Source organism: Micromonospora sp. NPDC049374 (assembly GCF_040677165.1).
In the GTDB taxonomy this organism is placed as follows: domain Bacteria; phylum Actinomycetota; class Actinomycetes; order Mycobacteriales; family Micromonosporaceae; genus Micromonospora.
This window is the reverse complement of sequence record NZ_JBFAQH010000027.1, coordinates 39,184-53,204: the sequence shown is the minus strand read 5'-3', so window position 1 is coordinate 53,204 and position 14,021 is coordinate 39,184. Positions and strand designations below refer to the sequence as shown.

Below are 14,021 nucleotides of genomic sequence, written 5' to 3'. Positions count from 1 at the left end.
CAAAAGGGCGCTCAAAAACAAGGGGGAAATCATCCGGCACGCGGGGCCAAAGGCCGCTGCACGTCGCCGGGACCATGTCCAACGACCGGCGGCCCGCCATCATTCCCGGGCCACACCCACCCACCTAGCCTGCGGCAGGCGGTCTACCTCGGCCGTTCAGGGATATGTAACGACCACCGACCCGCCAACATTCCGGGCCACCCCCACCCCGGGGGCGGTCGTCCACGGCCGTTCGCAAGTGTTCAACGCCCCCACCCCCGACACCGTACGACCCTGGTCCCAAACCGCCCACACATAACGAAATCCCACACCCGGGCTGCCCCCCCAACCCCAGCCCTGAGCGTTGATCATGAGGTTAGCGGCGCACTTGATCTCTAAAACTGCCGCTAACCTCATGATCAACGGGGCAAGTGGGGGCCGGAGGGCGCAAGGCGGAGCGGGCGGAGGTCAGGGGTCTTTGGCCGCTCCGATCTGACCATTGGTTACTGCTTGAGCATGTTGTCCAGGAGCAGTGCGCAGCGGATCACTCCGAGATGGCTGTACGCCTGCGGGTGGTTGCCCAGGCCGCGCTCGGCCAGCGGGTCGTACTGCTCGGGGAGCAGTCCGGTCGGGCCCGCCGTGTCGATCATCTGCATGAACAGTTCCTCGGCGTCGGTGCGCCGGCCGGTGCGCAGGTACGCCTCGATCAGCCACGCCGTGCAGATGTGGAAGCCGCCCTCGCGGCCGGGCAGGCCGTCGTCCCAGTGGTAGCGGTAGACGACCGGGCCGCTGCGCAGGTCCGCCTCGATTTTCAACACGGTGGAGAGGAAGCGGGGGTCGTCGCCGGCCAGCAGTCCGGAGATCCCGATCCACAGCGACGAGGCGTCCATGTCCTCGTCGCCGTACGCGACGCTGTACGCCTCGGCGTGCTCGTGCCAGCCGTACTCCAGCACGTTGGCACCGATCCGGTCGCGCAGTTCCACCCATTCCGGCCGGTCCTCGCCGCCGTGCTGGCGTACCACGTGCAGCGCCCGATCGACGGTCATCCAGCACATCACCTTGGAGAAGACGTGGTGCCGGGGTGGTAGGCGGGCCTCCCAGATGCCGTGATCCGGCTCGTGCCAGCGGCGGCGGACCGCCTCGACCATGTTCTCCAGCACCCGCCACTCCTCGGCGCGTACCGAGCCGCGTACGTCGGCGGTGGCGGCGATCAGGTCGGCGATCGGGCCGAAGACGTCGAGTTGGAGCTGGTGGTTGGCGAGGTTGCCGACGCGTACCGGGCGAGATCCGGCGTAGCCGGGCAGGGTGTCGATGACCGCCTCGGCACCCAGTTCGTAGCCGTCGACCGTGTAGAGGGGGTGCAGCCGCTCGGGGTGCCCGCCGGTGCGTTCCACGCAGCCGTCCACCCAGCGCAGGAATGCCTCGGCCTCGGTGATCGAGCCCAGGTCGACCAGGGCTCGGGCGGTCATCGCGGCATCACGCAGCCAGCAGTAGCGGTAGTCCCAGTTGCGGACTCCGCCCAGTTCCTCCGGCAGCGAGGTGGTCGCCGCCGCCAGGATCGAGCCGCTGGCCTCGTGGCAGAGGCCGCGCAGCGTCAGTGCGCTGCGGGCGACCAGGTCCCGGGCGGTGGTCGGCAGTCGCAGCGAGGCCACCCAGTCCTTCCAAGGGCGTTCGGCCGCTGCCTGCCGTTCGTGGATGGGCAGCCGGTGATGCTCCAGGCTGTGCGTACCGAAACGCAGCTCCAGCACCACCTGACCACCGAGCGCGGCGAGGTCCACCACCGCCTTCGCGGTCTCGTACCCGCCGTCGTTGCCGACCTCCCACTGCACGCCGGGGGAGTAGAGCGCGACCGGTTCGTTGGAGCCGAGCACCAGCAGGCCATCACCGAGCGGCTGGAGCTGTACGGCGACCTGGGCGAACTCCGGCCGGGGCGCGAACTCGAGGCGCACCCGACCGGTGCCGGTGAGTACCCGGACCAGGGTCGAGTCGCCAGAGATGATCGCCGGGCCGTCCGGCGTGGCCCTGGGGTCCGGCTTGTCCAGCCAGTCGGTGACGGTGAGACCGGACCAACGGGTCTCCACGGTCATCGTGCCCGACCGGTAGCGCTGGCCCAGGGGAATGCCGCCCCGTTCGGGTGCGATGCTGAAGTGCCCGGCCGGACTGCCGCCGACCAGATCCGCGAAGATCGCCGCCGAGTCGGGTTTGGGATTGCACAGCCAGCTCACCTTGGCGTCCGGCGTGAGTAGCGCGACCGTTCGACCGTTGGCCAGCATCGAGTGTCGCTCGATCGGTACCGCCCGTTCACCGAACAGCCAGTGCCGTCGGGTCTCCAGCAGCAGCCCGAGCGCTCGGGCGGCCTCGATCGGCTCGGCCACCCGGTAACCGGCCTTGGTCTCACCGGGGCCGATCTTGATGCCGACGTCCGGACCGTGCAGGTTGCCGAAGGCGTTCTCGTCGGTCACGTCGTCACCGATGAAGAGCACCGCACTGGCCGAGAGCTGGGTGCGTAGCTGGTCGACGGCGGTGCCCTTGTGGGTGGCCACGACGGAGAGCTCGATGACTTCCTTGCCCTGGGTGACGGTGACGTCCGGCCAGGTCGCCGGGCCGCTGCGGACCGCGTCGATGGTGGCGGCGGCGACCTGGGGATCCACCCCACGGGTGTGCACGGCGACGCTTGCCGGCTTGCGTTCCAGGCGGACGCCGGGGTGGGCCGCGGCGATGTCCCGCAGGGCGTCGCGCAGCCGGGTGCGTACGGCGATCAGCTCGGGGGAGAGTCGCTCGACGAAGCCGATGTCGAATTCGGAGCCGTGGCTACCGACCAGGTGAACCTCGCTTGGCAGCCGGGAGAGGGCGGCCAGGTCGCGCAGCGCGCGGCCGGAGACGACCGCCACGGTGGTCTGCGGCAGCGCCGCCAGGGCCCGCACCGCGGCCACCGACTCCGGCAGCGGTACGGCTTTGCTGGGGTCCTCCACGATCGGTGCGAGCGTGCCGTCGTAGTCGCAGGCCACCAGGAGCTGGGGTACCCGGGCGATCCGCCCGATGGCGGCGCGCAGTTCCGGATCCATCGGGCCCGCGACGGGCGTGACGTTCTCGGTGGACGCCGCGTTCACGCTGCCTCCATGTCGGGCACACCGAGTTCGGTGAGGAAGGACTTCGCCCAGTGCCCCACGTCGTGGGTGCGCAGATGGCGTTGCATTGTCCGCATACGGCGACGAGCCTCCGGCTTCTCCACATGCACGGCCCGTAGCAGAGCGTCCTTGACCGCGTCGGGGTCGTGCGGGTTGCACAGGAACGCCTGACGCAGCTCGGTGGCGGCGCCGGCGAACTCACTGAGTACGAGTGCGCCCCCGTGGTCCGCCCTTGATGCGACGTACTCCTTGGCCACCAGGTTCATTCCGTCTCGCAGCGGAGTAACCATCATCACGTCGGCGGCGGCGTACATCGCAGCCAGTTCGGTCCGACTGTACGACTGATGCAGATAATGCACCGCCGGCACGCCAACCCGGCCGAATTCGCCATTAATCCGACCAACTTCGCGCTCGACCTTGACGCGAAGTGCCTGGTAGTGCTCCACGCGCTCGCGGCTCGGTGTGGCGACCTGCACCATAACCGCGTCGGGCACTGTCAACTTTCCGTCAGCCAGCAACTCGCGGAACGCCTTGAGGCGCAGTTCGATGCCCTTGGTGTAGTCGAGCCGGTCGACGCCGAGGATGATCGTCCGGGGGTTGCCCAGCTCCTCGCGGATCTCCTTGGCCCGCGCCTGGATGGCCGGGTCCGCCGCCAACCGCTCCATCTCCTTGGTGTCGATCGAGATGGGGAAGGCACCGGCCTTGACCTGACGGCCGTCCACCTGAATCATCTGGCCCTCGTACCGCAGCCCCAGCAGGTGCCGGGCGAGCCGGACGAAGTTCTGCGCGGCGAGCCGCTGCTGGAAGCCGACCAGGTCGGCACCGAGCAGGCCGCGCAGGATCTCGGTGCGGAACGGCATCTGCATGAACAGCTCGATCGGCGGGAACGGGATGTGCAGGAAGAAGCCGATCCGCAGGTCGGGGCGCAGCTCCCGGAGCATCGCCGGCACCAGTTGGAGCTGGTAGTCCTGGACCCAGACCGTCGCCCCCTCGGCGGCGACCTCCGCCGCGGCCTCCGCGAACCGGGCGTTGACCAGGCGGTACGCCTCACGCCAGCGGCGCTTGTAGGCGGGCGTCTCGACGGCGTCGTGGTAGAGCGGCCAGATCGTCGCGTTGGACTGCCCCTCGTAGTAGCGCTCCAGCTCCTCCGCGCTCAGTGGCACCGGATGTAGCCGGATACCCTCCAGGTCGAACGGCTCGGGGGCCGCGCCGGTGCCGCCTGCCCAGCCGACCCAGGTGCCCTGGTGCTCGGCGAGAACGGGATGCAGTGCGGTGACCAGCCCGCCCGGGCTGCGTCGCCACTGCCGTCCCTCGGGTGTGCTCACCTCGTCGACCGGCAGTCGGTTTGCCACTACGACAAAGGAGCTACGGACGGTCACGATCGGCCACCTCCGGGTGCTGACGGGTCCACCGCGATGAGCGTACTGAGCGTAGCTGCGGCGTCTGTTCCCCTGTGCCGGACTCACCTACCCGCCCCGAACTCGGCGAACCCTGGACGTGATCATGTTGACAGGTGAGCCGCCCCGACCGGCCTTCGGGGCGGTGACCCGGCCCCGGCGGACCCGGTCTGGCGGGGCGATGTGGGCGCGGCCCGGCGTACCTGTCAGGATTGACAACGGCGTGCGCGCGGCCGGCTCCCGGCCGACGGCGACGGACGGCGGCCCTGGCCCGCGCCCGTGGCACGCGAAATCGGCGATCGAAAGCGACGGAGGAGCCCGCACCGTGGCCCAGTTCATCTACGTCCTGGACAAGGCGCGTAAGGCGCACGGCGACAAGGTCGTGCTCGACAATGTGACGCTGAACTTCCTGCCGGGCGCCAAGATCGGGGTGGTCGGTCCGAATGGCGCCGGTAAGTCCAGCCTGCTCAAGATCATGGCGGGTTGGGATCAGCCGAGCAACGGCGAGGCCCGTCTGATGCCCGGCTTCACCGTGGGGATGCTCGCGCAGGAGCCGGCGCTCAACGACGCCAAGACCGTGCTCGGCAACGTCGAGGAGGCGGTCGCGGAGACGAAGGTCAAGCTGGAGCGGTTCAACAAGATCGCCGAGCAGATGGCCACCGACTACTCCGACGAGCTGATGGAGGAGATGGGCCGGCTCCAGGAGGAGCTGGACCACGCCGACGCGTGGGACATCGACTCCAAGCTCGAACTGGCCATGGACGCGCTGCGGTGCCCGCCGCCGGACGCCGACGTCACCCAGCTCTCCGGCGGTGAGCGCCGCCGGGTCGCCCTGTGCAAGCTGCTACTGGAGGCCCCCGACCTGCTGCTGCTCGACGAGCCCACCAACCATTTGGACGCCGAGAGCGTGCAGTGGCTGGAGCAGCACCTGGCCAAGTACGCCGGCACCGTCGTCGCCATCACCCACGACCGCTACTTCCTGGACAACGTGGCCAACTGGATCCTGGAGCTGGACCGTGGCCGCGCCTACCCGTACGAGGGCAACTACTCCACCTACCTGGAAAAGAAGGCGGCCCGGCTGGCGGTCGAGGGGCGCCGCGACGCCAAGATGAAGAAGCGCCTGGCCGACGAACTGGACTGGGTGCGCTCCAACGCCAAGGCCCGGCAGACCAAGTCCAAGGCCCGCCTCGACCGGTACGACGAGATGGCCGCCGAGGCGGAGAAGACCCGCAAGCTGGACTTCGAGGAGATCCAGATCCCGCCGGGCCCGCGCCTGGGCAACACCGTCATCGAAGCGAACAGCCTGACCAAGGGCTTCGGCGAGCGGTTGCTGATCGAGAACCTCTCCTTCTCGCTGCCGCGTAACGGCATCGTCGGCATCATCGGCCCGAACGGCGTCGGCAAGACCACCCTGTTCAAGACCATCGTGGGGCTGGAGGAGCCGACCGGCGGCCGGGTCCGGGTCGGCGAGACCGTCTCGCTGTCCTACGTCGACCAGAACCGGCAGGGCCTGGACGGCGACAAGACCGTCTGGGAGGTCGTCTCCGACGGACTGGACCACCTCATGGTGGGCAAGGTCGAGATGCCCTCGCGGGCGTACATCGCGGCGTTCGGGTTCAAGGGCCCCGACCAGCAGAAGCCGACAAAGGTGCTCTCCGGCGGCGAGCGCAACCGGCTCAACCTGGCGTTGACGCTCAAGATCGGCGGCAACGTCATCCTGCTCGACGAGCCGACAAACGACCTGGACGTGGAGACCCTCTCCAGCCTGGAGAACGCGCTGCTGGAGTTCCCCGGCTGCGCCGTGGTGATCTCCCACGACCGGATGTTCCTGGACCGGGTCGCCACGCACATCCTGGCCTGGGAGGGCGACGACGAGGACCCGTCGAAGTGGTTCTGGTTCGAGGGCAACTTCGAGGCGTACGAGAAGAACAAGATCGACCGACTCGGCGCGGAGGCGGCCCGTCCGCACCGGGTGACGTACCGCAAGCTGACCCGCGACTGACCGGGCGGTCTGTCGTGGCTGACCGGTTCGTCTACCACTGCACCCTGCGCTGGTCCGACCTGGACGCGTACGGCCACGTCAACAACGCCCGCTTCCTCACCCTCTACGAGGAGGCCCGGGTGGCGTTGATGTTCGTCGGTGCCCGGGCGTACGGGGTGGACACCTTCGCCGAGGGCGTGGTGATCCGCCGGCACGAGGTCGACTACCTGCGGCCGGTGGACTACGCCCTCGACCGGGCCACCGTCGAGACCGCGCCCACCGTGCGGATCGAGCTGTGGGTGGAGCAGCTGCGGGCCGCGTCCTTCACCATCGGATACGAGATGTACGACGGCGAACTGCTCATCAGCCGGGCGCGCTCGGTGCTGGTGCCGTTCGACCTGGCCCGGCAGGTGCCCCGGCGGCTCAGCGAGCCGGAGCGGACGTTCCTGCTCGGCTACGCCCCGGCGGGTGCGTCGTGAGCGTCGGACACGGCCTCGTCGACGTCGCCGATGCGGGGGCGTTCCTGGCGCGCCTCGTCCGGTTGGAGAGCGCCGCCCTGGTCCGGCTGAGGCCGGCCGCTGTCGGCGCGCGTACCGCCCTCTGGGCGCGGCTGCCGTGGGAAGTGCTGGCCGTGCGTACGGTGGCCGGCGCGGGTCCCGGTGATGTGACCGTCGCCGCCGGGCAACTGCTCGCCGAACTCGCGGCCGGCCGCGCGGACCTGCCGGCCCGCCGCGACGCGGAGTGGCGGTGGGCCCTGCCGCCGGCGGTCAGCCGTCGGGTCGAGACGCTGCCGGGCGGGGAACTGCGCCGGCTGGCTGAGGCGGCGGCGGGCACCCTGCGCGAGGCGGCCGAGCACGGGGTCGGTGGCCGGACGGTGGGGCAACGGGTGCTGCGCGACGCCCTGCTGGACCACGTGGCGGTGGTGGTCACCCCCGACGACGAGCCTGACCGTCCGGTGGAGGTGACTCAGCGGATGGTGCAGGGTCTGGTTCGCATGGGTTTCCTCGGCGTGTCCGAGGATTCGGCGGGTGGTGACGGCGTGCAGGTACGTGCGGCTGGCCGATGGGTCGGATTGGTGGGACCGTACGGAGCCATTTGGTCGCAGAAGGCCACCGATATTTTCGTACGGCCATCCGCGGCTCATGCGAAAGGATGACCGCTACTCATCCTTCCGGCTTGGTGGTGGCGTTGGGGGGGTGCTTCGTTCCGGCTGTCCGGGTACCGTCCATCCTCGGATCCACCCACTGTAGGCGACCGGATCCGCTGGGGAGTGAGGTGCGCGAGCGATGCCGTGGTGGTCATGGCGTCCAGGTCCCGCCAGTGGCGGTGACCCGGAAACTCGAAGCAGGATCATGGTGGAAGGTACCGTCCGGGTCGGCCCGCCGGCGCCCCGCCAACCGGGCGACGACTGCCCGGCTGCGGAGCGTCCGTTGATCGCCGACATGCCAGCCACCGTCGAACAGGTCACCCTGCGTCGGATCTGCGACGCGCTCGACCTGCTCGACGTGCGTTACCTGGCCGACGGCGACGGCAACCTGCTGGCCATGTGGGAACGGCACGCGGTGCTGGTGACCCTGGAAGGGCCGGAGGACGAGATCCTCGTGCTGCGGGCCCGACCACACGCGACGGTGCCGCCGGACTGGGCGGACCGGGCCTACCGGGTGGTCAACGAGTGGAACCACACCCGACGCTTCTGCAAGGCGTACGTGGGTGACCCCACCGAGCGCGGTCAGCTGCCGATCTACGCCGAATTGCAGGTCCCGCTCGCGGCCGGTGCCCACGACGCGCTCCTGGTCGAGCTGCTCGACTGCGGCGCCGCCGTGGCCACCAGCTTCGTCGACTGGCTGCACGACGAGGGCGCCCTGCTCTGAGCAGCGGTCATCCGCCCCGCCGGGAGTGGCGGGGCGGTGGAGGTCAGCCGTGGGCGGCCGGGTCCGCCATGTCGTTCACCATGAAGTACGCCGCCCGTTCGAGGTAGTTCCACAGTTCCGTGGCGAGTGCCGGGGGCAGGTCGAGGCTGTCGACCGCCCGGCGCATGTGACGCAGCCAGGCGTCGCGTTCGGCCGCGCCGATCCGGAACGGGGCGTGGCGCATCCGTAGTCGGGGATGGCCCCGCTGCGCCGAGTAGGTGTTCGGGCCGCCCCAGTACTGCATGAGGAAGAGCCGCATCCGGTCGGCGGCCGGGCCCAGGTCCTCCTCCGGATACATCGGGCGCAGCAGTGGATCGGCGGCGATGCCGGCGTAGAACTCCTCGACCAGCCTGCGGAACGTGGGCTCACCGCCGACGGCGTCGAAGAACGTGACCGCTTCGCCGTGGCCTTCGGACTCATCTGCGGGATTCACCGTTCCATCCTGCCAGGCCCGCCGGGGCGCTCGCCCGGTCGGCACGGGGTGAACGAGGGTGGCTCAGGTCACCGCGTGCCGCGGCCGCCCCGGACCCACGTGCCCGGGACCGGGATCCTCGGGAGAGGCGTCCTCCGACGATCCGCCGGGGGCGGTGGTCCCGCCGCTCGCGGCGGAGGCGGCTCGGGCGGCGTCGACGGAGGCGGCCACGGTCTGCTGGTCGGGCCAGCGCAGGGCGACGATCGACATCAGCACCACCCCGGCGACGCTCCATACGCCCACCACGAGCGGAATCGGGAACCGCTCGGCGAGCAACCCGGTCACCAGTACGGCCGCACCCTGGATGACCTGCATGCCGGTCGCCATGACACCGAACGCCCGAGCCCGGAAGCCGTCCGGCAGGGCCTGGACGAAGAGCCCGTTGGCCGTCGGAATCATGCCGGCCACTGCGAATCCACAGACGGCGGCGAGCAGCGCCACCACCGCCGGCGGCGGGTCCAGCAACGCGGGCACCAGCGCCAGTGGTGCGGCCACGGCCAATGGCCGGAGCAGGAGCAGTCGGCGGGCCGGTGCGACGGTACGGCCGATGATCAGCCCGCCGAGGATGAAGCCCGCCGGGGTGGCTGCCATGATCATCGCCTGTGCCAGCCCCGGGTCCATGCTCTCGCCCGCGTGTTCGTTGGCCCAGGCGGCGGCCAGCCCCTCGGGCACGATGGAGAAGAGCATGGCGCTGAAGACCAGGACGGCGATTGCCCGCAGCACCGGCGTCCTGAAGACCATCTGAATGCCCGCGGCGGTCTCCCGGAGCAGGTGACTGCGGTGGGCGGTGCTCATCGCCGGTGGCCGGTCGTGCACCCCGAGTCGGACGAGCACCGCCGACAGCGCGAAGGCAGCCGCGTTCATCAGCAGCGCGGCGGTGGGGTTGACCGTTGCGATGGCGGCGCCGAGCAGGTAGCCGACCACCTGGGCGGCCTGCCCCACGCTGGCGTTGACGGACAGCCCGACGACGAGTCGGTCCCCGGGCAGGATCAGCGGCAGCAGCGCCGAGCGGGCAGCCTGACTCGGTGGATTCGCCAGCGTGGTGGCGAACAGGAGCACCAGGATCACCGGCACCGGCATCCCGGGAATGGCGACGAGCAGCATCAGCGCCACCCGGACGAGGTCGCAGACCACCATCACCTGTCGGTACCGGTGTCGCTCGGCGATCGTGGCCAGCAGTGGGCCGCCGACCAGCCAGGGCAGATAGCTGACCGCGAAGGCGGCGGCCGACAGCGCCACGGACTCGGTTTCCCGGTAGACCAGGAGGGTGACGGCCGCCCTGGCGACGTAGTCACCGATCCAGGTCAGCGTGCTGGCCGCGAAAACGGCGCGGTACTCACGCTGGGCGAAAACCTCCCGGAAGGTGGCCGGCCCTTCCGGAGAAGGTCGCTCGTCGGACACCATCGCCTCCATCGTCCCGGTGTCTGGCCACTCGTGATGGCGGCCCGGGACCATCGTCAGGTCTGCGGATCAGCGAGGACGTGACACCGCTCGGTAAGCGCGTGCACCGGATTCTGCCCGATCGTCTGACAACTGGCTAGGGCGAACGGCTGGTTGGTCGCATCTCCGACTGAACGAACGGACGATACCCGAGGGGGCCGCTCAGCCGCGACCCCCGCCGGTCGGCTCAGGTGGCGCCACCTTGACCGGTCTCGGAGGCAGATCGAGTAGGTATGCCGGGGTAGAGCCGGCCCGCCGCGATCCTCGCCGTGATACCCGAGTTCTCCAACGCCTCGGCCAGCCTGCGACGCAACTCCCGCGCCACGCTGAACTGACCGTCGGCGGTGGTCTTCACCACCGTGCGGATCACCGTGCCCTCCACTGTGACCTGCTCGACGCCGAGCACCTCCGGCGGTTCGACGATCGACTGGGTCAGCTCCGGGTCCACCGCGATCGAGGCGGCGGCGGTCCGCAGCACGGCCGTCGCCTCCTCGGTGCCGGCGAAACCGATCGGCAGGTCGACCACCACCAACGCCCACCCCTGGCTCTTGTTGCCCACCCGGATGATCTCGCCGTTGCGGATGTACCAGAGGACCCCCCGTGCGTCCCGGACGGTGGTGACCCGGAGTCCGACCGCCTCGACCACGCCGGTCGCCTCGCCGAGGTCGACGTTGTCGCCCACTCCGTACTGATCCTCGATCAGCATGAACAGCCCCGCGATCAGGTCCTTGACCAGGCTCTGCGCGCCGAAGCCGAGCGCCACGCCGGCGATGCCCGCGCTGGCCAGCAGCGGTGCCAGATCGAAGCTGAACTCCTTGAGCAGCATCAGCAGGGCGATGCCGAAGATGAACGCGGTGCTCAGGCTCCGTAGCACCGAGCCGATCGCCTCGGCCCGCTGCCGGCGACGCTCCGGGACGAACTCGCCGGACTCGGTGGCGGCGGTCGGGATGCGCTCGCGCAGCGGGCGGAGCATGGTCGGCACACCGGCGTCGCTGGTGGTGCGGACGAGCCGGCGGATCGTGCGGTGCACCAGCCATCGGGCGGCCAACGCCAGCAGCAGGATCACGATGATCCGTAGCGGCTTGACGAGGATCCAGAAGCTGCCCTCGGCGAACCACACCGAGTCGGTCCAGTTCCAGACGATCTTGCACAGGGCCTCGTCCAGGCACTCCGGGCTCGGTGTGTCGACCGGCTCCGGACTGGATGGGGCGGGGGTGGGGCTGAGGCTGCTGACGGTCACCCTGTTTTCGTACCGCAACCGACCGGCGGGTCCGCCGTCGACCCACCGGTCGGTGCCGCCCGGTCCGGCGAGCGCGGCCGGGGGGAAAGCGCCGGGGGTAGCCAGGATTAGTACGTGCATTCGCGGGTCCGATCAGGGACGATTGGCGCAGCGGACGTCGGTGATCCGGCCGGCGTCGACGTGGTGTGGGGCTGTGCCCGACGCCGGTCGGCGGTGGCGAGTGGTAAGCCGCTTGACCGGGAGGGTGACGCGATGCCTGACATACGACCCACGGTGGGCTCCGGCGCGCTGGTTCTCAACGCCACCTACGAGCCGCTGTGTGTCGTGTCGGTACGTCGTGCCGCGATTCTCGTACTTTCCGCCAAAGCGATCTGTGTCGCCGACGGTGAGGGCATTCTGCACAGTGCCCGCAGCGCGCTGCCGGTGCCGTCGGTCGTCCGGCTCACCCGTTTCGTCCGGGTGCCGTACCGCACCCACGTGGGCCTGTCCCGCCGGGCGATCTTCGCCCGGGACGGCTGGCGCTGCGCCTACTGCCGGGGCCCGGCGGAGACCATCGACCACGTCTTTCCCCGCAGCCGGGGCGGCCGGCACGCCTGGGAGAACGTGGTCGCCGCCTGCGCCAGGTGCAACCACACCAAGGGCGACAAGACCCCGGCCGAGCTGGGCTGGCGACTGCACGCGTTGCCGACCGCCCCGAAGGGGATCGCCTGGCGGGTGCTCGGCCACCGCGCCCCCGACCCGCGCTGGGCCGACTGGTTGGATCTCCGCGAACCCGAAGCCGCCTGACCTGTCAACGGCTCGCTTGTCCGCCCAGCTCAACCCCTCAAGATGCCCACCCGCGCTCGCGGAGGACCCCGCGCCTCCCGCGCGGCGAGTGCGCCGAACAGGTTTTCGGGGGGAGCCCGACGCGCGCAGGGATCAAGCCTGACCGCCCGGAGCGGGTCGGGCTCCCCCGAAAACCCCACAGCGAGCCCTAACGAGCCTCGACAAGCGAAGCGAACACCACCACGTTGTCCGCGTACCCCGTCTCCCCACCGACCCACCGCCCGCCGCAGGTGATCAGCCGCAGCTGGGGACGGCTGAAGTCGCCGAAGACGTCGTCGCTGGGCAGCTGTTCCTTGTCGAACCGGTCGACCCGGTCGACCTCGAAGACCGCCACCGAGCCGTCCGAGCGGGCGACCTCGACCCGGTCGCCGGCCCGCAACTGCGGCAGCTGATGGAAGACGGCCGGGCCGGTGGTGGTGTCTACGTGCCCCACGATGACGGCCGGGCCGTACTGGCCGGGGGTGGGCCCCTGGTCGTACCAGCCGGCCTCCTGGGCCCGCTCGGCCGGCGGTGCGGCGATGCTGCCGTCGGGTGCGATGCCCACGTTGTGCACCGGTGCCGCCAGGTCGATCTTGTTGATCTCGATGCCGACCGGCTCGCTCGCCGCCAGCAGCGGGAACTTCTTGGGTGGCTGCGCGAGTCCGGCGATGAAGCGGTCCGGCAGCAGGCTCAGCCCGGTCAGTCGCTCGACGCCGAGCATCGCGACGATCAGCAGCATCAGCGAGCCGATCACCAGTACCGGCAGCCCCGGGCCGGAGTGACCGGAGCGTCTGGTCCCCACCGCCCAGCCGCGAGGCCGCCGGGGCGGCAGCGGCGCCGCCGCGGGATCGGGCGTGGCGACGCTGGCTGAACCCATCTGCGCGGCGACCCGGACCAGCCGGCCGGTCGCCGCGACCACTCGCCGCCAGGCACGCTGGCTCCGACGGGTGGTGGTCCGGCGTGGACCGGGGCCCGGTTCCGGCGTGGGTACGCGGAAGCCGGCCATGGCGACGGTGGGTCAGGAACCGGCCCGGCGCCGGCTGCTCAGCAGTCCGAAGACCACCGCCGCGGTCACCGTGGCGACGCCGCCCAGCAGCAGCATCGAGCCGGTGCCCCGGTCGGCGGTACCGCCGCCACCGGTCGCCGGCCCCTTGGTGGGCTGTTCCATGTTCAGCACGGTCAGCGTGGTGCTGGCGGTCCGGTCGTTGTCGCAGCGCAGGTGCACCGGATAGTCGCCGGCCGCCTTGTTGCCGGGCACTGTGGCCGAGCCGGTGAGGAAGCCGTTGTCCGGCCGGAGAAAGACCCGGTTGAACGCGTCCGAGGTCACCTCGGCCTGGCGGTCGTTGGCGTTGTCGCAGCTGGCCCGGATGCTTACCCGGGAGCCGGCCTGGACGCTGTTCGGTGTCACCTCGACGAAGGTGTTCTCACCCGCTCTGGCGGGCGCGGCACCGGGCAGGACCAGCAGCCCGACCAGGGCGAACGCCGCGATCAGGACGAACGCCCCGAACAGTCGGGCGATGGTCGACGGGGCGCGGTGGACGCCTCCGTACGGTTGCAGACCTCGCATGATCCCCTCCCTCCCGGCACCGGCGTACCGGTCCTGTTGGGGCGACCCGGCTGGCTTTCCCCCTGCTCCGGCGGCTAACCCGGCTCCCGGCGACGGGGACGAA

12 protein-coding genes are annotated in these 14,021 nt (G+C 70.4%); 5 read left to right on the top strand and 7 right to left on the bottom strand.

Translation table 11 applies throughout. The annotated features are described in order from the left end of the window. Window positions 1–482: 482 nt before the first annotated feature. The gene (otsB, locus tag AB0J93_RS28855; protein WP_363925490.1) at window positions 483–3,044 is read right to left on the bottom strand and encodes a trehalose-phosphatase; all 2,562 of its coding nucleotides are present in this window, start codon (window positions 3,042–3,044) and stop codon (window positions 483–485) included. 41 nt (window positions 3,045–3,085) lie between these two features. Further along, entirely contained in the window at window positions 3,086–4,486 is a 1,401-nt protein-coding gene (locus tag AB0J93_RS28850) for a trehalose-6-phosphate synthase (protein WP_119579773.1), read from the bottom strand. Between the two features lie 343 nt (window positions 4,487–4,829). Here AB0J93_RS28850 and ettA point away from each other — a divergent pair, with 343 nt between their 5' ends. The 4 genes from ettA (at window position 4,830) to AB0J93_RS28830 (ending at window position 8,356) form a co-directional block, all read left to right on the top strand. Next, complete coding sequence (gene ettA, locus AB0J93_RS28845) at window positions 4,830–6,506, top strand: energy-dependent translational throttle protein EttA (protein ID WP_363925484.1); 1,677 nt, start codon at window positions 4,830–4,832, stop codon at window positions 6,504–6,506. Between the two features lie 14 nt (window positions 6,507–6,520). Further along, window positions 6,521–6,964, top strand: a complete 444-nt coding sequence (locus AB0J93_RS28840; RefSeq protein ID WP_363925483.1) for a thioesterase family protein — start codon at window positions 6,521–6,523, stop codon at window positions 6,962–6,964. Continuing rightward, window positions 6,961–7,641, top strand: coding sequence for a hypothetical protein (locus AB0J93_RS28835; RefSeq protein ID WP_363925482.1), 681 nt, complete (start codon window positions 6,961–6,963; stop codon window positions 7,639–7,641). Before AB0J93_RS28840 ends, AB0J93_RS28835 begins: the two co-directional genes overlap by 4 nt. A 130-nt stretch (window positions 7,642–7,771) precedes the next feature. Beyond that, the gene (locus AB0J93_RS28830; RefSeq protein WP_164447459.1) at window positions 7,772–8,356 is read left to right on the top strand and encodes a YbjN domain-containing protein; all 585 of its coding nucleotides are present in this window, start codon (window positions 7,772–7,774) and stop codon (window positions 8,354–8,356) included. Between the two features lie 43 nt (window positions 8,357–8,399). On the opposite strand, the gene AB0J93_RS28825 is transcribed toward AB0J93_RS28830, so the two are convergent. From AB0J93_RS28825 to AB0J93_RS28815, 3 genes are all read right to left on the bottom strand, one after another. Further along, on the bottom strand, window positions 8,400–8,828 hold the full coding sequence (locus AB0J93_RS28825) for a globin (RefSeq protein WP_363925481.1): 429 nt from the start codon (window positions 8,826–8,828) through the stop codon (window positions 8,400–8,402). A 63-nt stretch (window positions 8,829–8,891) separates the two neighbouring features. Beyond that, window positions 8,892–10,271 carry an MFS transporter gene (locus AB0J93_RS28820; RefSeq protein WP_363925479.1) on the bottom strand — a complete coding sequence of 460 codons (1,380 nt, stop codon included), beginning with the start codon at window positions 10,269–10,271 and terminating at the stop codon, window positions 8,892–8,894. A 223-nt stretch (window positions 10,272–10,494) separates the two neighbouring features. Beyond that, window positions 10,495–11,547 carry a mechanosensitive ion channel family protein gene (locus AB0J93_RS28815; RefSeq protein WP_363925478.1) on the bottom strand — a complete coding sequence of 351 codons (1,053 nt, stop codon included), beginning with the start codon at window positions 11,545–11,547 and terminating at the stop codon, window positions 10,495–10,497. 252 nt (window positions 11,548–11,799) lie between these two features. On the opposite strand from AB0J93_RS28815, the gene AB0J93_RS28810 reads away from it, so the two are divergent. Next, window positions 11,800–12,333: an HNH endonuclease gene (locus tag AB0J93_RS28810; RefSeq protein ID WP_363925477.1), complete on the top strand. Its 534-nt coding sequence runs from the start codon at window positions 11,800–11,802 to the stop codon at window positions 12,331–12,333. Window positions 12,334–12,520: 187 nt separating this feature from the next. Here AB0J93_RS28810 and AB0J93_RS28805 read toward each other — a convergent pair whose 3' ends face one another. Further along, window positions 12,521–13,357 (bottom strand): class F sortase, encoded by an 837-nt coding sequence (locus AB0J93_RS28805; RefSeq protein WP_363925476.1) that lies wholly within the window; start codon window positions 13,355–13,357, stop codon window positions 12,521–12,523. 12 nt (window positions 13,358–13,369) lie between these two features. Then, window positions 13,370–13,918, bottom strand: coding sequence for a hypothetical protein (locus AB0J93_RS28800; protein ID WP_363925475.1), 549 nt, complete (start codon window positions 13,916–13,918; stop codon window positions 13,370–13,372). Between the last annotated feature and the right edge of the window lie 103 nt (window positions 13,919–14,021).

Coding starts and splice junctions, on each gene's coding strand:
- otsB (WP_363925490.1), bottom strand. CDS start 3,044: ATGGATCCGGAACTGCGCGCCGCCATCGGGCGGATCGCCCGGGTACCC.
- AB0J93_RS28830 (WP_164447459.1), top strand. CDS start 7,772: ATGCCGTGGTGGTCATGGCGTCCAGGTCCCGCCAGTGGCGGTGACCCG.
- AB0J93_RS28820 (WP_363925479.1), bottom strand. CDS start 10,271: ATGGTGTCCGACGAGCGACCTTCTCCGGAAGGGCCGGCCACCTTCCGG.
- AB0J93_RS28810 (WP_363925477.1), top strand. CDS start 11,800: ATGCCTGACATACGACCCACGGTGGGCTCCGGCGCGCTGGTTCTCAAC.
- AB0J93_RS28805 (WP_363925476.1), bottom strand. CDS start 13,357: ATGGCCGGCTTCCGCGTACCCACGCCGGAACCGGGCCCCGGTCCACGC.
- AB0J93_RS28800 (WP_363925475.1), bottom strand. CDS start 13,918: ATGCGAGGTCTGCAACCGTACGGAGGCGTCCACCGCGCCCCGTCGACC.